This is a genomic window from Streptomyces sp. NPDC048106 (assembly GCF_040706415.1).
Lineage (GTDB): Bacteria > Actinomycetota > Actinomycetes > Streptomycetales > Streptomycetaceae > Streptomyces.
In genome coordinates this window covers 278,129-296,914 of sequence record NZ_JBEZND010000001.1, presented here as the reverse complement: position 1 = coordinate 296,914, position 18,786 = coordinate 278,129, and the positions used below count along the sequence as shown (strand labels likewise).

Sequence of the window (18,786 nt, the reverse complement as noted above, 5' to 3'; positions counted from 1 at the left end):
CCTTCCTGACTCATTTGATCGATCATTTCTTCGCGATGAGCCTGGAGTCCAGCGCCGTACACCGCCGACCGGCCGACACGGTGCGTACGGCCTGGCCGATCGCCCTGCGGGAGCCGACCAGGACGACCAGCCGCTTGGCCCTCGTCACGGCCGTGTAGAGCAGGTTTCGCTGCAGCATCATCCATGCTCCCGTGGTGACGGGGATCACCACGGCGGGATATTCACTTCCCTGTGAACGGTGGATGGTCACCGCGTACGCGTGGGCGAGTTCGTCCAGTTCGTCGTATTCATACGGAACCTCCTCGTCCTCGTCCGTCAGCACCGTCAGCCGCTGGTCGACCGGGTCGAGCGCGGTGACGACGCCCACGGTGCCGTTGAAGACCCCGTTCTTCCCTTTCTCGTAATTGTTCCGGATCTGGGTCACCTTGTCCCCGACACGGAAGACCCGCCCGCCGAACCGCTTCTCGGGCACGTCGGGGCGCGCCGGGGTGATGGCCTGCTGGAGCAGCCCGTTGAGCGTGCCGGCCCCGGCCGGTCCCCGGTGCATCGGCGCGAGCACCTGCACGTCCCGGCGCGGGTCGAGCCCGAATCTGGCCGGGATCCGCCGTGCCGCCACGTCCACGGTGAGCCGGCCGGCCTCCTCCGTGTCGTCCTCCACGAAGAGGAAGAAGTCCTTGAGCCCGTCGGTGAGGGGGTGCTGCCCCGCGTTGATCCGGTGCGCGTTGGTGACGACACCGGACTGCTGGGCCTGCCGGAAGACGCGGGTGAGCCGGACGGCGGGGACGGGGCTGTCCTCGGCGAGCATGTCCCGCAGCACCTCACCGGCGCCGACGCTGGGCAACTGGTCGACGTCTCCGACGAACAGGAGGTGCGCGCCCGGCGGTACGGCCTTCACCAGCTTGTTGGCGAGGAGGAGGTCCAGCATGGACGCCTCGTCCACCACCACCAGGTCGGCGTCGAGCGGCCGCTCCCGGTCGTACGCCGCGTCGCCCCCGGGCCTCAGCTCCAGCAGCCGGTGCACGGTGGACGCCTCGGCCCCGGTCAGCTCGGCCAGCCGCTTGGCGGCGCGCCCGGTCGGCGCGGCGAGCAGCACCTTGGCCCGCCGGGCGCGGGCCAGCTCCACGATGGAGCGGACGGTGAAGGACTTGCCGCAGCCGGGGCCGCCGGTGAGGACGGCGACCTTGCGGGTGAGCGCGAGCCGGACGGCGGCCTCCTGCTCGGGCGCGAGGTCGGCGCGGGTGCGCGTCCGCAGCCAGCCGAGGGCCTTGTCCCAGTCCACGTCCTGGAAGCCGGGCATGCGGTCCTCGTCGGTGCGCAGGAGGCGCAGCAACTGGGCGGCGAGGGACAGCTCGGCGCGGTGGAAGGGCACGAGGTAGACGGCGGTGACGCTCTGCTCTCCCCCGTCGGGCCCCGGCACCTTCTCCCGCACGACCCCGGGGTCGCCGCCCTCCTCCGGCTCCTGGGCCAGCTCGGCGAGGCACTCGATGACGAGCCCGGTGTCGACCTGGAGCAGCTTGACGGCGTCGGCGATGAGCCGCTCCTCGGGGAGGTAGCAGTTGCCCTGGTCGGCGGACTGGGAGAGGGCGTACTGGAGACCGGCCTTGACGCGCTCGGGGCTGTCGTGGGGGATGCCGACGGACTGGGCGATCTTGTCGGCGGTGAGGAAGCCGATGCCCCAGACGTCGGCGGCGAGCCGGTAGGGGTTCTTCCTGACCACGTCGATCGACGCGTCGCCGTACTTCTTGTAGATCCGCACGGCGATGGAGGTGGACACCTCGACGGTCTGGAGGAAGAGCATGACCTCCTTGATCGCCTTCTGCTCCTCCCACGCCTCGGCGATCTTCTTGGTCCGCTTGGGCCCGAGCCCCGGCACCTCGATCAGCCGCTTGGGCTCCTCCTCGATGACGCGGAGGGTGTCGGTGCCGAAGTGCTGGGTGATCCGGTCGGCGAAGACGGGCCCGATCCCCTTCACCAGCCCCGAGCCGAGGTACCGCCGCATGCCCTGGACGGTGGCGGGCAGCACGGTGGTGTAGTTCTCGACCTGGAACTGCTTCCCGTGCTGGGGATGCGACCCCCACCGCCCCTCCATCCGCAGGGACTCCCCGACCTGGGCACCGAGCAGCGCGCCGACGACGGTGAGCAGCTCACCGGCCCCCCGGCCGGTGTCGACCCGGGCAACGGTGTACCCGTTCTCCTCGTTGGCGTACGTGATCCGCTCCAGCACCCCTTCGAGCACGGCCGTCCGCCGCTCACCGGTCTGCGTCCCCGCCTGTTGCGCCATGGTCCGACGGTACTGGGCACGTGTGACAGGTGGCGGCGCAGGTGACGGTCCCGGGTGAATCCACGATCTCCAGATGCGACTTTTGCCGATCCGGCTCGTTGATCACGTCGTACGACAGGAGGGAGTGTCGATGGTCGGCTCGTCGCACGAGGCGTTGCACCGGATCTTCCAGAAGGATCCGAAGATCCTGACGCAGGCGTTGCAGCGGGTGCTGCACGTGCCGTTCCCCGAGCCACGGGAGATCGCGGCGCTGAACGTGGACCTCACCGAGATCGAACCAGTCGAGCGGCGGGTGGACACGCTGCTGCGGGCGAAGACGGACGAGGGCACCTACTTGCTGGTGGTGGAGTCGCAGGGAAAGGTGGACGAGCGGAAACGGGGCAGCTGGCCGTACTACCTCTCCTACCTGTACGAGAAGTACCGCTGCGAGCCGGTGCTGATCGTGATCACGCAGAGCAGCACGACCGCCCAGTGGGCCTCGCGGCCCATCCGGTTCGGGTTCCGGGGCTGGCACTCGCTGACGGTGCGTCCGCTGGTGCTGGGGCCGGACAACGTGCCGGTGATCACCGACGAGGGGGCGGCCGTGCGGGACCCGTCCCTCGCGGTGCTTTCGGCCATGACACACGGGCGTGGCCCGCAGGCTCCGGCCATACTGGAATCCCTGGTGGCCGCTCTGCGGTCCGTCGACGAAGACACCGCCGCGGTCTTCGCACAGTTCGTCGACTCCTGCCTGACCAACCCCCAGGCGAAGCAGATGTGGAGGGAATTGATGAAGACGGTCCAGTACTTCTGGCGCCACCCACTGGCCGAGCAGGTGCGGGAGGAAGGGCGAGAGGAAGGCCGGGAAGAAGGGCGGGAAGAAGGGCGGGAGGAAGGGCGCATCGAGGCCTGTCGGCAGATGGTCCTCCGCCTCCTCGAATGGCGCCACATCCCCGTCCCCGACACCGCCCGCGAACGCATCGAGGCCTGCACCGACCTCCACCAACTGGAGGCATGGGCCGAACAGGCCGTACACGCGGCTGGCACCACGGAGTTGTTCACCGAGAAGTGAATCCCGGGACCGCAAGATCGGGGGTGGCGTAGATAACAGGGATCCAGTACTTCTGGCGCCACCCCCTGGCCGAGCAGGTGCGTGAGGAAGGCCGGGAAGAAGGGCGGGAGGAAGGGCGCATCGAGGCCTGTCGGCAGATGGTCCTCCGCCTCCTCGAATGGCGCCACATCCCCGTCCCCGACGCCGCCCGCGAGCGCATCGAGGCCTGCACCGACCTCCACCAACTGGAGGCATGGGCCGAACAGGCCGTACACGCGGCCGGCACCACGGAGTTGTTCACCGAGGAGTGATTGTTCACCGAGGAGTGAATCCCGGGACCGGGAGATCGGGGCGCTATGACGGGACCCCGTCCACCGCCTCCTCCCCGGTCCCGTCGGATGTGTGCCCGTGATGCCCATGGCCAGCGAGTAGAGGCGTCATCGCCGAGTAGAACCCGCAGATCGCCGGCCGGAACCGCTCATCACGATTCGGTTTCGGCCACCCTCACCCCCTTGTCACCGCTCATGTAATCGATTCCAATCGTTTCTCGCGTCTCGATGTAATCGATTCCAAGCGTCACGAGTTCACAAGGAGGTGGGCCGGAGGTGGCGAGTATCAAGGATGTCGCCGCCGCGGCGGGCGTGTCCGTCGCGACGGTGTCGCGGGTGTTGAACGCGCATCCGTCCGTGAGCGCCGATGCGCGTACCCGTGTGCTGGCCGCCGTGGAGGCGCTGGGGTACCGGCCGAACGCCGTGGCGCGTTCGCTGCGGACCGACCAGACCCACACCCTCGGCCTCGTCATCAGCGACGTGCTGAATCCGTACTTCACCGAACTGGCCCGCTCCGTGGAGGAGGAGGCCCGTTCCCTCGGGTACAGCGTGATCATCGGGAACGCCGACGAGCGGCCCGATCTCCAGGACCACCACGTGCGCAACCTGCTGGACCGGCGGATCGACGGGCTCCTCGTCTCCCCCACCGACGGCGGGTCCCCGCTGATGCTGGACGCCGCCCGCGCCGGTACGCCCATGGTGTTCGTGGACCGCTGGATCCCCGGCGTCGACGTCCCCGTCGTACGCGCCGACGGACGGGCCGCCGTACAGGATCTCGTCTGCCACCTCCACCGGCTCGGGCACCGGCGGGTCGCGATCATCGCCGGGCCCGCCGCCACCACCACCGGCAGCGAGCGCGTCGAGGCCTTCCGCGCCGCGCTGGCCGAATTCGGACTCCCCCTCCCCGACGTCTACATCGGCCAGGGCGACTTCCAGGCCGCCAGCGGACGCCGGGTCACCGAGGGCTTCCTCGATCTTCCCGAGCCGCCGGACGCGGTCTTCGCGGCGGACAACCTGATGGCGCTCGGCGCCCTGGACGCGGTCCGCGCGCGCGGGCTGCGGGTGCCGGACGACATCGCGCTGGCCGCGTTCGACGACATCCCGTGGTTCGTGCACACCGACCCCCCGGTCACCGCGATCGCCCAGCCCACGGGCGAGCTGGGCCGGGCCGCCGTACGCGCCCTGGTCGACCGGATCGAAGGGCGGCCGGCCGCGTCCGTCGCCCTCGCCGCCCGGCTCGTCGTACGCCGCTCCTGCGGTGAGACCGGTGAAACCGGTGCGGCCGGCGAGACCGGCCAGACCGGCCAGACCGAGGAGAGAGCCAGTCCCCGGCTCGTCCCGGCGCCCGCTTCCCCCACCCCGCCCCTCCCCCCAGTGCAAAGGAGCACGACGTGAGCAACCCGGACGAGTTGCTGCGCATCGAGGGCATACGCAAGACCTTTCCCGGCGTGGTCGCGCTCGACAGTGTCGACTTCGACCTGCGCCGGGGCGAGGTGCATGTGCTGCTCGGTGAGAACGGAGCCGGCAAGAGCACACTCATCAAGATGCTCTCCGGCGCCTACACGCCCGACTCCGGGCGGATCCTCGCCGGCGGCCAGGAGGTGCGCATCCATGGTGCGCAGGACTCCGAGCGGCTCGGGATCGCCACCATCTACCAGGAGTTCAACCTGGTACCGGACCTGACCGTCGCCGAGAACATCTTCCTCGGCCGGCAGCCGCGCCGGTTCGGCATGATCGACCGGGGGCGGATGGAGGCCGAGGCCGCGAAGCTCCTGGAGCGGGTCGGCGTGCAGGTCTCGCCCCGCGCCCGGGTGCGTGAACTGGGCATCGCCCGGCTCCAGATGGTGGAGATCGCCAAGGCGCTGAGCCTGGACGCGCGCGTGCTCATCATGGACGAGCCGACCGCCGTGCTGACCTCGGAAGAGGTCGAGAAGCTCTTCGCCATCGTGCGGCAGCTGCGCGCGGACGGCGTGGGGATCGTCTTCATCACCCACCACCTCGACGAGATCGCCGCGTTGGGAGACCGGGTCACCGTCATCCGGGACGGCCGGAGCGTCGGGCAGGTGCCCGCCTCCACCCCCGAGGACGAGCTGGTACGGCTCATGGTCGGACGCTCCATCGAGCAGCAGTACCCGCGTCGACGCCCCGACAAGGGCGCCGCGTTGCTCAGTGTCGAGGGGCTGACCCGCGACGGCGTCTTCCACGACGTGAGCTTCGAGGTGCACGCCGGTGAGGTCGTCGGCATCGCCGGACTCGTGGGCGCCGGGCGGACCGAGGTCGTGCGGGCCGTGTTCGGCGCGGATCCGTACGACGGCGGCGCCGTGAAGGTCGACGGCCACGCGCTGCGGCGCTCCGACGTGAACGCCGCGATGGCGGCCGGGATCGGGCTCGTGCCCGAGGACCGCAAGGGGCAGGGCCTCGTGCTCGACGCCTCCGTCGAGGAGAACCTGGGTCTGGTGACCATGCGCGCCGCGACCCGCGCGGGGCTGGTCGACCGCAAGGCGCAGCACGTCGCGGCCGAGCGGATCGCCGGGCAGCTGGGCGTGCGGATGGCCGGGCTCGGCCAGCACGTGCGCACGCTCTCCGGCGGCAACCAGCAGAAGGTCGTCATCGGCAAGTGGCTGCTGGCCGACACCAGGGTGCTGATCCTCGACGAGCCGACGCGCGGCATCGACGTGGGCGCCAAGGTGGAGATCTACCAGCTGATCAACGAGCTGACGGCCGCCGGTGCCGCCGTACTGATGATCTCCAGCGACCTGCCCGAGGTGCTCGGCATGAGCGACCGGGTGCTGGTGATGGCCCAGGGCCGCATCGCCGGAGAACTCACGGCCGACGAGGCCACCCAGGACGCCGTGATGGCGCTCGCCGTATCCAACCCCACCACCGACAACACCGCGAAGGAGGCCACCCGTGGCCACTGACACGCTCAAGAGCACGACGGGAGCGAGTGGCGCCCCGGGCGGCCTGCGCCGGCTGCTGCTCGACAACGGCGCGCTGACCGCGCTGATCGTCCTGGTCATCGCCCTGTCGGCGCTGTCCGGTGACTTCCTGACGACGGACAACCTGCTCAACATCGGTGTCCAGGCCGCCGTGACGGCGATCCTCGCCTTCGGTGTCACCTTCGTGATCGTCGCGGCGGGCATCGACCTGTCCGTGGGCTCGGTGGCCGCGCTGTCGGCGACGGTGCTGGCGTGGAGCGCCACCCAGCACGGGGTGCCGGTCGTACTCGCCGTCGTGCTCGCCGTGGCCACGGGTGTCGCGGCCGGTCTGGTGAACGGTTTCCTCATCGCCTACGGCAAGCTGCCGCCGTTCATCGCGACGCTCGCCATGCTGTCGGTGGGGCGCGGTCTGTCGCTGGTGATCTCCGGCGGTGTGCCGATCCCGTTCCCCGACTCGGTCTCGCACCTCGGGGACACCCTCGGCGACTGGCTGCCGGTGCCGGTCCTGGTCATGATCGTCATGGGCCTGCTGGCCGCGTTCGTGCTCGGCCGCACCTACATCGGTCGCTCGATGTACGCGATCGGCGGCAACGAGGAGGCCGCGCGCCTGTCCGGCCTGCGGGTGAAGAAGCAGAAGCTCGCGATCTACGCCCTGTCCGGTGTGTTCGCGGCGGTGGCGGGCATCGTGCTGGCCTCCCGGCTGTCCTCCGCGCAGCCGCAGGCCGCCGACGGCTACGAGCTGGACGCGATCGCGGCGGTCGTCATCGGCGGTGCCTCGCTCGCGGGCGGCACCGGCAAGGCGTCCGGCACCCTGGTCGGCGCGCTGATCCTCGCGGTGCTGCGCAACGGCCTCAACCTCCTGAACGTCTCCGCCTTCTGGCAGCAGGTCGTGATCGGTGTCGTCATCGCGCTGGCGGTGCTGCTCGACACCGTGCGCCGCAAGGCGGGTGCCACCCCGGTGACCACCGGTGGCGGCGGCAACAAGGGCAAGCAGGCGGCGACGTACGGGCTCGCGGCCGTGGTGACCGTGGCGATCGTCGGCGCGACCTCCTTCCTGCACAACGGCGACTCCGCCGGCGCCAAGCCGAAGATGGGCCTGTCGCTGTCGACCCTGAACAACCCGTTCTTCGTGCAGATCCGCTCCGGCGCGCAGGCCGAGGCGAAGAAGCTGGGCGTGGACCTGACGGTCACCGACGCGCAGAACGACGCCTCCCAGCAGGCCAACCAGCTCCAGAACTTCACCAGTTCCGGCCTGGACGGGATCATCGTCAACCCGGTGGACTCGGACGCGGCGAGCAACTCGGTCAAGGCCGCCGACAAGGCGAAGATCCCGGTGATCGCGGTCGACCGCGGCGTCAACAAGGCCGACGTGAACGCCCTGGTGGCCTCGGACAACATCGCCGGCGGTGAGCAGGCGGCCAGGACGATCGCCGAGAAGCTGGGCGGCAAGGGCAAGATCGTGATCCTCCAGGGTCAGGCGGGCACCTCGGCGGCGCGTGAGCGTGCGCAGGGCTTCGCCGACGGTCTGAAGGCCTACCCGGGCATCAAGGTGGTGGCCCAGCAGCCCGCCGACTTCGACCGCACCAAGGGCCTCGACGTGATGTCGAACCTGCTCCAGGCCCACCCCGACGTGCAGGGCGTCATCGCCGCCAACGACGAGATGGCCCTCGGCGCGATCAAGGCGCTGGGTTCCAAGGCCGGTACGTCGGTGCCGGTGGTCGGCTTCGACGGCACCCCGGACGGCCTGAACGCGGTCAAGGCGGGCACGCTGTACGCCTCGGTCGCGCAGCAGCCGAGCCAGCTCGGCCGGATCGCCGTGGACAACGCGCTCAAGGCGTCCCAGGGCAAGAAGGTGGAGCAGATGGTGAAGGTGCCGGTGAAGGTGGTCACGAAGGACAACGTGGCCGGATTCAACGGCTGACGAAGACACCTCGGGCGGGCGGTCGTACACCATGGGTGCACCATGGGGGCGACCGTCCGCCCCGGTTCGTTTCTCAGGTTTCACAGGTTTCATGGGAGTCAACTGATGTACGACTACGACCTGTTGGTCGTGGGTTCGGCCAACGCCGACCTGGTGATCGGTGTCGAGCGGCGGCCGGCCGCCGGTGAGACGGTGCTCGGCGGCGATCTGTCCACGCACCCCGGCGGCAAGGGCGCCAACCAGGCGGTCGCCGCGGCCCGGCTGGGGGCCCGTACGGCCCTGCTGGCGCGGGTCGGCGACGACGGCCACGGCCGGCTGCTGCTCGACTCCCTGCGCTCGGCCGGCGTCGACCCGGCGGGGGTGCTGACGGGCGGGGCGCCGACCGGGGTCGCGCTGATCACCGTCGACCCGTCGGGGGACAACAGCATCGTGGTGTCGCCGGGCGCCAACGCCCGCCTCACCCCGGCGGACGTCCGGGCGGCCGAGGGCCTGCTGCGCGCCTCCCGCGTGGTCTCGGCCCAGCTGGAGATCCCGCTGGAGACGGTGGCGGAGTTGGTACGGAACCTGCCGTCCGGCACCCGTTTCGTGCTCAACCCCTCCCCGCCGCGCCCGCTGCCCGCCGAGGTACTGGCGGCCTGCGACCCGCTGATCGTCAACGAGCACGAGGCGCGGGTGATCCTCGGCGAGCCCACCGGGGCGGACCCCGAGGACTGGGCGCGCGGGCTGCTGGCCCTGGGCCCGCGCTCGGTGGTGGTCACGCTCGGCGCCGAGGGCGCGCTGGTGTACGACGGCTCGGGCGCGAGTCGGGTGGCGTCGGTGAAGGTCGACGCGGTGGACACCACGGGCGCGGGCGACGCGTTCACGGCCGCGCTGGCGTGGCGGCTGGGCGCGGGCGCGAGCCTCGCGGAGGCGGCGGGCTACGCGGCCCGGGTCGGCGCGGCGGCCGTGACGAAGGCGGGGGCCCAGGAGTCGTACCCGACGGCCGAGGAGGTCGAGGCACTGTGAAGAAGGCGGGCATCCTCAATCGTCATCTGGCCGGTGCGCTGGCCGAGTTGGGGCACACGGACGAGATCCTGGTGTGCGACGCGGGCATGCCGATCCCGCACGGGCCGCGCGTGGTGGACCTGGCGTTCCGGGCCGGGGTGCCGTCCTTCGCGGAGGTCTTCGAGGGGCTGATGGACGAGCTGGTGATCGAGGGCGCCACGGTTGCTGAGGAGCTGCGCGGGGCCCATCTGGACCTGCTGGAGCGGCGGTTCGCCAACCTGGACTTCGTACCGCACGAGCGGCTCAAGGAGTTGTCGGCGGGCGCGCGGCTGATCGTGCGCACGGGCGAGGCGAGTCCGTACGCCAACGTGCTGCTGCGGTGCGGGGTGTTCTTCTAGTCTCGGGAAACTCTGGCGGCCCGGGACTCCAGGTAGCGCTGTTCGGCGAGGCTCGCGGTGGCCTTCGCGGCGCGCCGGTAGTGGTCGTACGCCCCCCGCGTGTCACCGGCGCGCTCCAGCAGATGCGCCCGGACGGACAGCAGCCGGTGGTGGCGGGCCATCCGGGTGTCGCCGTCCAGGGTGGCGAGGAGGGCGAGCCCGGCCTCGGGGCCCTCGGTCTCCGCGAGGGCGATCGCGCGGTTGAGGGTGACCATGGGATTGGGTGCGATGCGCTCCAGGATGAGGTAAAGGGCGTACACCTGGGCCCAGTTGGCCTCCTCGGCCTTGGCCGCGTCGGCGTGGGTGGCGGCGATGGCGGCCTGGAGCCGGTAGGGGCCGAGGTCCGGTCCGGCCAGCGCAGCCGCGACCAGGTCGGTGCCCTCCTCGATCAGGGCGTGGTCCCACGTCGTACGGTCCTGCTCCGCCAGCGGCACCAGGTCGCCGGACGCGGTGGTGCGGGCCGGGCGCCGGGCGTGGGTCAGCAGCATCAGCGCGAGCAGCCCGGTGACCTCGCCGTCCTCGGGGAGCCGGGCGTGCACGGCCCGGGTGAGCCGGATGGCCTCGCGGGCGAGGTCGGGGCGGTCCAGGCGGTCGCCCGAGGAGGCGGTGTAGCCCTCGTTGAAGATCAGGTAGAGCACGTGCAGGACGACCGGCAGCCGCTCCCGGAGTTCCGGGGCCCCCGGCCGGGGGAAGGTGCCGCCGACCGCCCTGACGCGCTGCTTGGCCCGGCTGATCCGGGCCGCCATCGTGGCCTCCGGCACCAGGAAGGCGCCGGCGATCTCGGCCGTGGTCAGGCCGCCGACGGCCCGCAGGGTCAGGGCGGTCTGGGAGGCCGGGGTCAGCGTCGGATGGCAGCACAGGAACAGCAGGAGCAGGGTGTCGTCGGTGTCCGGCACCTCGCCCGGGGCCACCTCGGCGGCGGTGGCGGCCTCCCGCTCGCGGCGGGCGAGGTCGCTGCGCGCCTGGTCGACCAGCCGGCGGGCGGCGACGGTGGTCAGCCACCCGCGCGGACTGGCGGGCACGCCCTCGGCCGGCCACTGCGCGGTGGCGGCGAGGACGGCCTCCTGCACGGCGTCCTCGCAGTCCTCGAAGCGGCCGTTCCTGCGTACGAGCGCGCCGAGGACCCGCGGCGCGAGGTCGCGCAGCAGGCCCTCGATGTCCGGCACCGCCGGGAGTTCGGTCATGCCTCCAATTGTCCGCAGGCGAACATCACCTGGCGCACCTCGACCCCCAGGCCCTCGATCGCGGCGTCCGGAATCATCGCGGCCAGCTCGATCGCCCGCTCCCGGTCCTCGCAGTCGACCAGGTAGAAGCCGCCCAGGTGCTCCTTGGCCTCCAGGAAGGGGCCGTCGGTGACGACCGTCCGCCCGCCGCGCACGGTGACGACGGCGGACTGCGACGGGTCGGCCAGCGCCTGCGTGGTGACCAGTTCGCCGGACTCCTTCAGCGTCTCGATGAACTTCCCGTGCCCCTCCTGGACCGCCGCCTTCTCCTCGTCGGTCAGCGCGTCCAGCACGGCCGGGTTGATGTGCAGGCCGATCAGGAACTGCATGTCGTACTCCTCGTGGTTCACGGGCCCCTGCCGGGCCCTTCACCCTGTAGTCGGAGCCGCGTCGGGCGTCTTGACATCCTCCGCCACGGATTCCGGGAGATCCCTCAGCCGCGCGCCCCTGCTGTCCGCGATCCGCTTGACCTCTTTCAGCGACTCGCTGAGGCGGCGGACCAGGTAGCGCAGCTCCTCCCGGGTCAGCTGCGGCTGCTCCGCGAGCAGCTCGGTGGCGTGCGCCAGCAGGCCGCCCGCCATGCCGAGCTGCACGGTCTCGACCTGGTCCGCGACCCGGGAGACGTACCCCGTGCCGTCTCCGATGAGGTAGCAGGGCTTCTCCTCGGGCCCGGTCCAGGGAAGCAGACGTTCGTTCATGCGTAGGTCTCCACGAGATCGAGGTAGGGGCGGACGAGTCGGCTGTCCTCGCCCCGGAGGGGGGCCTGGCCGAGGTGGTAGGTCGTGGGTCCGCCGACGTACGGGCAGGAGTACGACGGGTACACCGGCCTGCGGCGCCGCCGCCCGTGGAGCAACAGCTCGGCCAACCGGGCGAGGAGTTTTGTCATGCCGACCTGCCGTTTCGTGTGCGGTGACTGCGGTGTGTGGCGAATTGGTCACAGCGTGGGGTGGCGGTGGCTACGCTTGCTAGAGGTGGGGGGTTGACATTTGCGCTTGTCAGCAAGGGAGTTGGCCGGATGAGCGTTGACCGCAGACCACGGACACCGCGAGAGAAGTACGGGGAGGAGTTGAGGCTGCGGCGATTGTCAGCCGGGCTCACCCAGGAAGAACTGAGCGAGCAGATCGTGTGCTCGCCGACGTTGATCAGCCATTACGAGTCGGGAAGGCGGCTGCCCAAGCCCGACGACGCACGGCGGATCGATCGAGCGCTCGGGTCAGATGGGTTCTTCGAACGGTGGCTGGAGGACCTGGAGTCGAAGTACAGCGACTACTTCGCCGTCGCTGCGGAGCTTGAACAAGAGGCCACGCTGGTCCAGCAGTACGGACTGTCCCTCGTCCCTGGGGTGCTCCAGACCGAGGGCTACGCAAGCGCCGTATTCCGCTCGTTCTGGCCGAACTACACGGCCGGGGAACTTGAAAAGTTCCTCGTCAACCGAATGAAACGCCGCCGCATGTTCGAAGGTCCCGCGCAGCCAGTCGTCTGGACACTCCTTGATGAGTCGGCGCTGCGGCACTGCGTCGGTGGTCCCGAGGTCATGGCCGAACAGCTGCACAAGATCGCCGACATGGCCGAGTCGGGACGGCTGCGGCTCCATGTGCTTCCACATCGCGTCGGAGCGCACGCCCTCATGCAGAGCGACCTCACGCTCATGAGCTTCGCGGACTCCGCCCCTGTGGCCTACGTAGAGGCCGTTTTCACCGGCAACTTGATGGATGATCCATCAATGGTGAAGGCCAGCCAGACCGCCTACTCTCTGGCCCTGAGCGACGCGTTGTCGCAACAGGAATCACTTGCCCTCGTCAGAGCGGCAGCGGAGGAACACGCACATGCTGAGCAATGAACACACCGTCTCCGACGCGTCCACCCTCACCGGGTGGTACAAGTCCAGCTACAGCGGCGGCAACCACGACAACTGCGTGGAGATCGCCTCCGGCCACGCCCTCGTCCCCGTCCGCGACAGCAAGAACAGCTCCGGCCCGGCACTGCTCTTCTCCGTGAACGGCTGGACCTCCTTCGTCGGCGCCGTCAAGAACGGACACCTCTATGGCTGACCGCTCCGACGCGTCCACCCTCACCGGGTGGTACAAGTCCAGCTACAGCGGCGGCACCAACGACAACTGCGTGGAGATCGCTTCCGGCCACGCCACCGTCCCCGTCCGCGACAGCAAGGACGCCTCCGGCCCGGCGCTGCTCTTCTCCACCGACGGCTGGACCTCCTTCATCGGTGCCGTCAAGGATGGGTACCTCAAGGGCTGACGGCGAGGACACCTCCGGCCCGGCCCTCCTCTTCGTGGACGGCTGGGCCCGCCTCATGCCAGGAGCCGGTGGAATACCCGGGTAACACGGCGAGTTCGGGATCGTATGACGACCATCCGCTACCTCGGTGGCCCCACGGCCCTCATCGAGTTCGGCGTGACCCGCCTGCTCACGGACCCCACCTTCGACGCGCCCGGCGACTACCCCATCGGCACCCGCACCCTGGTGAAGACCGCCGGCCCCTCCCTCGCCGCCGCCGAGGTCGGCGCGGTGGACGCGGTGCTGCTTTCGCACGACCAGCACCCCGACAACCTGGACGCGGCGGGGCGGGCATACGCGCTCGGCGCCCCGCTCGTCCTGTCCACGGCCTCCGCCCGCGAGCGGCTCGGCGATCCGGTTCGGACACTGGCGAACTGGGACTCGTACGACCTCGAAGGCGGCGTGCGCATCACGGGGGTGCCCGCGCAGCACGGTCCCGACGGCAGCGAGCACCTCGTCGGCGAGGTCACCGGCTTCGTCATCGAGGGCGAGGGCCGACCGACCGTCTACGTCAGCGGGGACAACGCCTCACTCGACGTCGTGCGCCGGGTGGCGAACCACTTCGGCCCGGTCGACATCGCCGTCTTGTTCGCAGGCGCGGCCCGAACGCCGTTGGTCGGCGACGCCTACCTCACCCTGACCAGCGACGGCGCGGCCGAGGCGGCCCGGATCCTGGGCGCTCGCCATGTCGTCCCGCTGCACTTCGAGCACTGGGCGCACTTCACACAGGGCCCCGACACGCTCGAAACGGCCTTCGCCCGGGCAGGGCTCACGGACCGGCTGCATCTGCTCAAGCCCGGCGAGCGGGTCGAACTCTAGCCGATCGCCTCTTTTGTGGCGCTGTGCCGCGTTGTCTGTACTGCGACAATGATCATAGCAAGCGCTTTCTGGCGGGGAGGAAGCGGAAGCTACCCTCAGGACGACGACGAGATGCGCGACCTGAGGAGAGACGAGATGACCGTGACCCTGGCGGACGTGGCCGCCCGTGCCCAGGTCTCCCCCGCGACGGTGTCGCGCGTGCTGAACGGCAACTACCCGGTGGCCACGCCGACCCGCGAGCGGGTGCTGCGCGCGGTGGACGAGCTGGACTACGTCCTCAACGGCCCCGCCAGCTCGCTCGCCGCCGCCACCTCCGACCTGGTCGGCATCCTCGTCCACTGCATCGCCGACCCCTTCTTCGGGATCATGGCGAGCGCGATCCAGGCGGAGATCGGGGGCACCGGGGGCCGGGCCGGGGGCGAACGGCTCGCGGTCGTCTGCAACACCGACGGCTCGCCCGAGCAGGAACTGAAGTACCTGACGCTGCTGCAACGGCAGCGCGCCGCGGCCGTCGTGCTGACCGGCGGCGCGGTGGTGGACGCGCCGCACGCGGCGGCCCTCGCGGCGAAGCTGCGCAAGCTCGGGGAGGCCGGGACGCGGGTGGTGCTGTGCGGGCGGCCCCCGGTGCCGGACACCGGAGCGGTCGCGCTCACCTTCGACAACGCCGGCGGGGCGCGTGCCGTGACCGAGCATCTGCTCGGGCTCGGGCACCGGCGGCTCGGCTACCTCGGCGGGCCGGAGGAGCGGACCACGACGCGGCAGCGGCTCGCGGGTCACCGGGCCGCGCTCGCCGCGGCGGGCATCGAGGAGGACCCCCGGTGGACCGTGTGCGGGCGGTTCGACCGGCAGTCCGGGTACGACGGGGCACGGGAACTGCTGCGGCGGGACCCGTCACTGACGGCCCTGGTCGCCGCGAACGACTCCCTCGCCCTGGGGGCGTGCGCGGCGCTGCGCGACGCGGGGCTGCGCATACCGCAGGACGTGTCGGTCGCCGGTTTCGACGACCTCCCCTTCAGCGCGGACGCGGTACCCGCGCTGACCTCTCTCCGACTGCCCCTCGCCGAGGCGGGCGCGCGTGCCGGACGCATCGCCATGGGCCGCGAACAGACGCCGGCCGGGGGCATCGGCGCGGTGCGGGGGGAGTTGGTGGTGCGGGGGTCGACGGGCGTGCCGCGGGTGTAGCCCCCGGAGGGGCGTAAGGTCGTTGTGCATGAAGCTGGCGTTCTCCACTCTCGGTGTCCCCGGCCTGTCCGTCCCGGACGTTCTGGCGCTCGCGTCCGCGCACGGCTATCACGGTGTCGAGCTGCGTGCCCATCCCGAGGAACCGGTGCATCCCGGCCTCTCCCCCGCCGAACGCGCCGAGACCGCCGCGTTGTTCGCGAGCGCCGGTGTCGAGCCGCTGTGTGTCGCCGGGTATGCCCGGGTCGCCGCGCCCGGTGACGACTCGGCCGTACTCGACGAGCTGCGGGGGCTGCTGCGGCTCGCCCACGATCTCGGCGCGCCCTTCGTCCGCGTCTTCCCCGGCGGGGAGACCGGCCGCGGGGAGTCCGCCCGCGCGGAGGCCGACGCGATCGCCGCCCGGCGGCTCGGCACCGCCGCCGAGGACGCGGCCGCGCTCGGGGTGCGGATCCTGCTGGAGACCCACGACTCGCACCGCACCGGCGCCGACGCCATCCGGGTGCTCGGGCCCGTGGGGCATCGCCGGGTCGGGGCGGTGTGGGACGTGATGCACACCTGGCTGGGGGGCGAGCAGCCCGCGCAGAGCTACGCGGCGCTCGCCCCTCACCTGGGATACGTGCAGGTCAAGGACATCGCCTCGGCCGAGGACACCACCCCGCTGCCGCTCGGCGCGGGCGTGCTGCCGCTCACCGAGTGCGTGGACGTGCTGTGCCGGAACGGCTGGGACGGCTGGCTGTGCTGGGAGTACGAGAAGCGGTGGTACGAGCAGGCCGCCCCGCTGCCCGGCCTGCTCGCCGCGGGCCACGACCACCTCGTACGACTGCTCAGCGAGGCGGCGTAGCCCGTACGCCCCGGTGCTCCGGCCGGCCTCAGTACGTCAGGCCGTGGCCGATCGGGTACAGCACCTGCGTCGGGTCGTCGGCCCGCTGCACCGGCACCGGGAGCTTGCCGCGCGGCTTGACCCGGCCCGCGATCACCCGTGCGGCGGCGCGGAGTTCGACGTCGGTCCAGCAGTACGACGCCAGGCAGGCCCGGGCCGAGGGGAGCTGGGCCACGTCGTACGGGTTGCGCACGGCGAGCGCCACCACCGGCTTGCCCGTCGCCGACAGCCTGCTGACCAGGGTGGTCTGGGAGCTGCCCGCCGTCACGTTGTAGGTGGCGACCACCACCGCGTCCGCGTCGCCAGCGGCGGCCACCGCCTGGTCGATGACCGCGGCGGAGGGGCTCGTGCCGGTCGGCAGGGCGGTGGCGGTGAAGCCCAGCTCCGTGAAGGCGGCGGCCAGCACGCCCGTCGGCGGGCCCGTGGTGCCGGACGGGGAGGCCGGGTCGGCGCCGACGACCAGCAGCCGGGGCCGGCTGCGGCGGTCCAGGGGCAGCGTGCCGTCCTCGTTGACCAGCAGGGTGGTGGTGCGTTCGGCGATGCGGTCGGCCGCGGCCAGATGGGCCGGGCTGCCGACCAGGTGGTCCACGGCCGCCCGGCTCACGTGCGTCCGGTCGAACAGGCCGAGCCGGGCCTTCATCCGCAGGATGCGCAGGATCGATTCGTCGAGGCGGGCCTCGGTCAGCTCGCCGTCCTGGACGGCCTTCAGGACCGCGTGCCAGGCCGTGTCGATGGACGGCGGGTTGAGCAACTGATCCACGCCGGCCTTCAGCGCGAGCACCGGCACCCGGTCGTCGCCGTACTTGGTGCGCACGCCCTCCATGCCGAGGGAGTCGGTGATCACCACGCCGTCGTAGCCGAGTTCGCCGCGCAGGATGCCGGTGAGGATGGGCGCGGAGAGGGTGGCCGGGTCACCGGAGTCGTCCAGGGCCGGGAACTGGATGTGCGCGGTCATGATCGAGTCGATGCCCGCCGCGATCGCCGACCGGAACGGCACCGCGTCCAGTCGCTCCCACAGCTCCCGGCTGTGGGTGATGACCGGGAAGCCGTAGTGGCTGTCGACGGCGGTGTCGCCGTGGCCCGGGAAGTGCTTGGCGGTGGCGGCGACGCGGGACGACTGGTAGCCCTTCACCTCGGCGGCGACCAGCTCCGCGACCGCCGCCGGGTCGGCGCCGAAGGAGCGCACGCCGATCACCGGGTTGGCCGGATTGACGTTCACGTCGGCGTCCGGCGAGTAGTCCTGGTTGATGCCGAGGGCGCGCAGTTCGGCGCCGGAGATCCGGCCGACGGTGCGGGCGGCGGTGACGGAGCCGCCCGCGCCGATGGCCATGGCGCCGGGGAGGAGGGTGGCGGGCTTGCCCACCCGGCACACCGCGCCGTGCTCCTGGTCGGTGGCGATCAGCATCGGCAGGCCGCGCGGCTGGTCCAGGGAGGCCTGCTGGATGCCGTTGGACAGGTCCGCGATCTGTCGCGGGTTCTGGGTGTTGTGGGCCCAGGTGAAGTAGATGATCCCGCCGACCCGGTACTTCGCGATCAGCTCGGCCGCGGTGCGCACGCCCAGTTCGCTCAGGTTGGCGTCGATGTCGGCCTGGTCGGGGGCGGTGGCGGAGGCGCCGTAGACCCGCATCACGAAGAGCTGGCCGACCTTCTCCTCCAGCGACATCCCGGAGATCAGGGCCTTGAGGCCGCGGTCGTCGGGGGTGGCGGCGCGGGCGGTGGCCGGTACGGTCAGCGCGGCGGTGAGTCCGGCGCCGGCGGCGAGGACGGTACGACGGGACAGCCGGGCGCCGCCGCCCCCGCCCCCGGTGTTTCCAGTGCCTCTCTTGCTGGCGTCGCTTCCCGTGCTGGTGTCGGGCACGTGCGCTCCTTCCCAGAGGAGAACTGCTGAAGGAAACTTCCAAGGAGTCACCAATATCCGGGAAGTTTCTTTCCGTCAAGGGAACGCACAGGGCGCAGCGTGTCGGTGGGACCCGCGGTTCAGCAGAGGATCCAGCCCGAGCTGACGCTGCTGTGGCCCACCGCGCCGCGGATCAGGACGCAGCGGTGCCCGGCGTGCACGGTCACCGGCCCGGCGTGGTGCACGTAGCGCCCGCTGTCCCGCGCCGGGCGGCTGCCGCGGGCCTGGACGCTGACCGACATCGTGCGGACGGTGCCGGGCCGGCGGGCGAAGGTCATGGCGCAGACGTAGTCGCCGTGCCGGTAGACGCGGGTGACGCCGGAGGCGAAGGAGAGGCTTCTGACCTGGTGGCCCGCGCAGGTGCTCGGCGCGGCCCGGGCGGTGCCGGACGCGAAGGCCAGCAGGCCGGCCACCGCCAGCAGGACCGGCCCGAGTGCGCGGCCCCGGCGTATCGCACTCCTCGCCCCACTGTCCACCTGTTGTCCTCCCCGGAACGCGGCCAGGCCGTCCCCCGGCGGCCGTACGGATGTACGACGCGTCGGGTGTGACGGATGGTTGCACGGCCGCCGGGC

At 71.3% G+C, this 18,786-nt stretch carries 20 protein-coding genes; 13 read left to right on the top strand and 7 right to left on the bottom strand.

Going from position 1 to position 18,786, the window contains the following annotated elements:
* Nucleotides 1-22: 22 nt before the first annotated feature.
* The gene (locus AB0927_RS01325; RefSeq protein ID WP_366665381.1) at nucleotides 23-2,281 is read right to left on the bottom strand and encodes an ATP-dependent RecD-like DNA helicase; all 2,259 of its coding nucleotides are present in this window, start codon (nucleotides 2,279-2,281) and stop codon (nucleotides 23-25) included.
* Between the two features lie 130 nt (nucleotides 2,282-2,411).
* On the opposite strand from AB0927_RS01325, the gene AB0927_RS01320 reads away from it, so the two are divergent.
* The 7 genes from AB0927_RS01320 to rbsD all read left to right on the top strand — a co-directional run bounded on the left by AB0927_RS01320 (nucleotide 2,412) and on the right by rbsD (nucleotide 9,882).
* Nucleotides 2,412-3,332, top strand: coding sequence for a hypothetical protein (locus AB0927_RS01320; RefSeq protein WP_366665533.1), 921 nt, complete (start codon nucleotides 2,412-2,414; stop codon nucleotides 3,330-3,332).
* Between the two features lie 137 nt (nucleotides 3,333-3,469).
* Entirely contained in the window at nucleotides 3,470-3,622 is a 153-nt protein-coding gene (locus tag AB0927_RS01315; protein WP_366665380.1) for a hypothetical protein, read from the top strand.
* A 294-nt stretch (nucleotides 3,623-3,916) separates the two neighbouring features.
* On the top strand, nucleotides 3,917-5,035 hold the full coding sequence (locus AB0927_RS01310) for a LacI family DNA-binding transcriptional regulator (protein WP_366665379.1): 1,119 nt from the start codon (nucleotides 3,917-3,919) through the stop codon (nucleotides 5,033-5,035).
* A complete protein-coding gene (locus AB0927_RS01305; RefSeq protein ID WP_366665378.1) occupies nucleotides 5,032-6,561 on the top strand; it encodes a sugar ABC transporter ATP-binding protein in 1,530 nt (509 codons plus the stop codon). The genes AB0927_RS01310 and AB0927_RS01305 overlap by 4 nt, the downstream gene beginning before the upstream one ends.
* Nucleotides 6,551-8,500 (top strand): substrate-binding domain-containing protein, encoded by a 1,950-nt coding sequence (locus tag AB0927_RS01300; RefSeq protein ID WP_366665377.1) that lies wholly within the window; start codon nucleotides 6,551-6,553, stop codon nucleotides 8,498-8,500. Before AB0927_RS01305 ends, AB0927_RS01300 begins: the two co-directional genes overlap by 11 nt.
* A gap of 105 nt (nucleotides 8,501-8,605) precedes the next feature.
* Nucleotides 8,606-9,505 carry a ribokinase gene (locus AB0927_RS01295; RefSeq protein WP_366665376.1) on the top strand — a complete coding sequence of 300 codons (900 nt, stop codon included), beginning with the start codon at nucleotides 8,606-8,608 and terminating at the stop codon, nucleotides 9,503-9,505.
* Nucleotides 9,502-9,882, top strand: a complete 381-nt coding sequence (gene rbsD, locus AB0927_RS01290) for a D-ribose pyranase (RefSeq protein WP_366665375.1) — start codon at nucleotides 9,502-9,504, stop codon at nucleotides 9,880-9,882. Before AB0927_RS01295 ends, rbsD begins: the two co-directional genes overlap by 4 nt.
* On the opposite strand, the gene AB0927_RS01285 is transcribed toward rbsD, so the two are convergent.
* The 4 genes from AB0927_RS01285 to AB0927_RS01270 are packed head-to-tail and all read right to left on the bottom strand — an operon-like array spanning nucleotide 9,879 to nucleotide 12,030.
* Nucleotides 9,879-11,105 (bottom strand): DUF6596 domain-containing protein, encoded by a 1,227-nt coding sequence (locus AB0927_RS01285; RefSeq protein ID WP_366665374.1) that lies wholly within the window; start codon nucleotides 11,103-11,105, stop codon nucleotides 9,879-9,881. The two genes, rbsD and AB0927_RS01285, sit on opposite strands and share 4 nt — an antisense overlap.
* Entirely contained in the window at nucleotides 11,102-11,473 is a 372-nt protein-coding gene (locus AB0927_RS01280) for a YciI family protein (protein ID WP_366665532.1), read from the bottom strand. Before AB0927_RS01280 ends, AB0927_RS01285 begins: the two co-directional genes overlap by 4 nt.
* A 39-nt stretch (nucleotides 11,474-11,512) precedes the next feature.
* Nucleotides 11,513-11,842, bottom strand: coding sequence for a hypothetical protein (locus AB0927_RS01275; protein WP_366665373.1), 330 nt, complete (start codon nucleotides 11,840-11,842; stop codon nucleotides 11,513-11,515).
* A complete protein-coding gene (locus AB0927_RS01270; protein ID WP_366665372.1) occupies nucleotides 11,839-12,030 on the bottom strand; it encodes a hypothetical protein in 192 nt (63 codons plus the stop codon). The genes AB0927_RS01275 and AB0927_RS01270 overlap by 4 nt, the downstream gene beginning before the upstream one ends.
* A 129-nt stretch (nucleotides 12,031-12,159) precedes the next feature.
* Here AB0927_RS01270 and AB0927_RS01265 point away from each other — a divergent pair, with 129 nt between their 5' ends.
* From AB0927_RS01265 to AB0927_RS01240, 6 genes are all read left to right on the top strand, one after another.
* Entirely contained in the window at nucleotides 12,160-12,984 is an 825-nt protein-coding gene (locus tag AB0927_RS01265) for a helix-turn-helix transcriptional regulator (RefSeq protein WP_366665371.1), read from the top strand.
* Nucleotides 12,971-13,195 carry a DUF397 domain-containing protein gene (locus AB0927_RS01260; RefSeq protein ID WP_366665370.1) on the top strand — a complete coding sequence of 75 codons (225 nt, stop codon included), beginning with the start codon at nucleotides 12,971-12,973 and terminating at the stop codon, nucleotides 13,193-13,195. Before AB0927_RS01265 ends, AB0927_RS01260 begins: the two co-directional genes overlap by 14 nt.
* Nucleotides 13,188-13,400 (top strand): DUF397 domain-containing protein, encoded by a 213-nt coding sequence (locus AB0927_RS01255; RefSeq protein ID WP_366665369.1) that lies wholly within the window; start codon nucleotides 13,188-13,190, stop codon nucleotides 13,398-13,400. The genes AB0927_RS01260 and AB0927_RS01255 overlap by 8 nt, the downstream gene beginning before the upstream one ends.
* A gap of 105 nt (nucleotides 13,401-13,505) precedes the next feature.
* Nucleotides 13,506-14,258, top strand: a complete 753-nt coding sequence (locus AB0927_RS01250) for an MBL fold metallo-hydrolase (protein WP_366665368.1) — start codon at nucleotides 13,506-13,508, stop codon at nucleotides 14,256-14,258.
* 135 nt (nucleotides 14,259-14,393) lie between these two features.
* Complete coding sequence (locus AB0927_RS01245; protein ID WP_366665367.1) at nucleotides 14,394-15,440, top strand: LacI family DNA-binding transcriptional regulator; 1,047 nt, start codon at nucleotides 14,394-14,396, stop codon at nucleotides 15,438-15,440.
* A 28-nt stretch (nucleotides 15,441-15,468) separates the two neighbouring features.
* Nucleotides 15,469-16,278 (top strand): sugar phosphate isomerase/epimerase family protein, encoded by an 810-nt coding sequence (locus AB0927_RS01240; RefSeq protein ID WP_366665366.1) that lies wholly within the window; start codon nucleotides 15,469-15,471, stop codon nucleotides 16,276-16,278.
* A 28-nt stretch (nucleotides 16,279-16,306) separates the two neighbouring features.
* Here AB0927_RS01240 and AB0927_RS01235 read toward each other — a convergent pair whose 3' ends face one another.
* A complete protein-coding gene (locus AB0927_RS01235; RefSeq protein ID WP_366665531.1) occupies nucleotides 16,307-18,097 on the bottom strand; it encodes a glycoside hydrolase family 3 protein in 1,791 nt (596 codons plus the stop codon).
* A gap of 197 nt (nucleotides 18,098-18,294) precedes the next feature.
* On the bottom strand, nucleotides 18,295-18,690 hold the full coding sequence (locus AB0927_RS01230; RefSeq protein WP_366665365.1) for a hypothetical protein: 396 nt from the start codon (nucleotides 18,688-18,690) through the stop codon (nucleotides 18,295-18,297).
* Between the last annotated feature and the right edge of the window lie 96 nt (nucleotides 18,691-18,786).

Bases quoted from the DNA above. Each gene is read 5' to 3' on its own strand.
- AB0927_RS01285 (WP_366665374.1), bottom strand. From the start codon at position 11,105: ATGACCGAACTCCCGGCGGTGCCGGACATCGAGGGCCTGCTGCGCGAC.
- AB0927_RS01280 (WP_366665532.1), bottom strand. From the start codon at position 11,473: ATGCAGTTCCTGATCGGCCTGCACATCAACCCGGCCGTGCTGGACGCG.
- AB0927_RS01260 (WP_366665370.1), top strand. From the start codon at position 12,971: ATGCTGAGCAATGAACACACCGTCTCCGACGCGTCCACCCTCACCGGG.
- AB0927_RS01295 (WP_366665376.1), top strand. From the start codon at position 8,606: ATGTACGACTACGACCTGTTGGTCGTGGGTTCGGCCAACGCCGACCTG.
- AB0927_RS01250 (WP_366665368.1), top strand. From the start codon at position 13,506: ATGACGACCATCCGCTACCTCGGTGGCCCCACGGCCCTCATCGAGTTC.
- AB0927_RS01255 (WP_366665369.1), top strand. From the start codon at position 13,188: ATGGCTGACCGCTCCGACGCGTCCACCCTCACCGGGTGGTACAAGTCC.
- AB0927_RS01270 (WP_366665372.1), bottom strand. From the start codon at position 12,030: ATGACAAAACTCCTCGCCCGGTTGGCCGAGCTGTTGCTCCACGGGCGG.
- AB0927_RS01275 (WP_366665373.1), bottom strand. From the start codon at position 11,842: ATGAACGAACGTCTGCTTCCCTGGACCGGGCCCGAGGAGAAGCCCTGC.
- AB0927_RS01265 (WP_366665371.1), top strand. From the start codon at position 12,160: ATGAGCGTTGACCGCAGACCACGGACACCGCGAGAGAAGTACGGGGAG.
- AB0927_RS01320 (WP_366665533.1), top strand. From the start codon at position 2,412: ATGGTCGGCTCGTCGCACGAGGCGTTGCACCGGATCTTCCAGAAGGAT.
- AB0927_RS01315 (WP_366665380.1), top strand. From the start codon at position 3,470: ATGGTCCTCCGCCTCCTCGAATGGCGCCACATCCCCGTCCCCGACGCC.
- AB0927_RS01245 (WP_366665367.1), top strand. From the start codon at position 14,394: ATGACCGTGACCCTGGCGGACGTGGCCGCCCGTGCCCAGGTCTCCCCC.
- AB0927_RS01240 (WP_366665366.1), top strand. From the start codon at position 15,469: ATGAAGCTGGCGTTCTCCACTCTCGGTGTCCCCGGCCTGTCCGTCCCG.
- AB0927_RS01325 (WP_366665381.1), bottom strand. From the start codon at position 2,281: ATGGCGCAACAGGCGGGGACGCAGACCGGTGAGCGGCGGACGGCCGTG.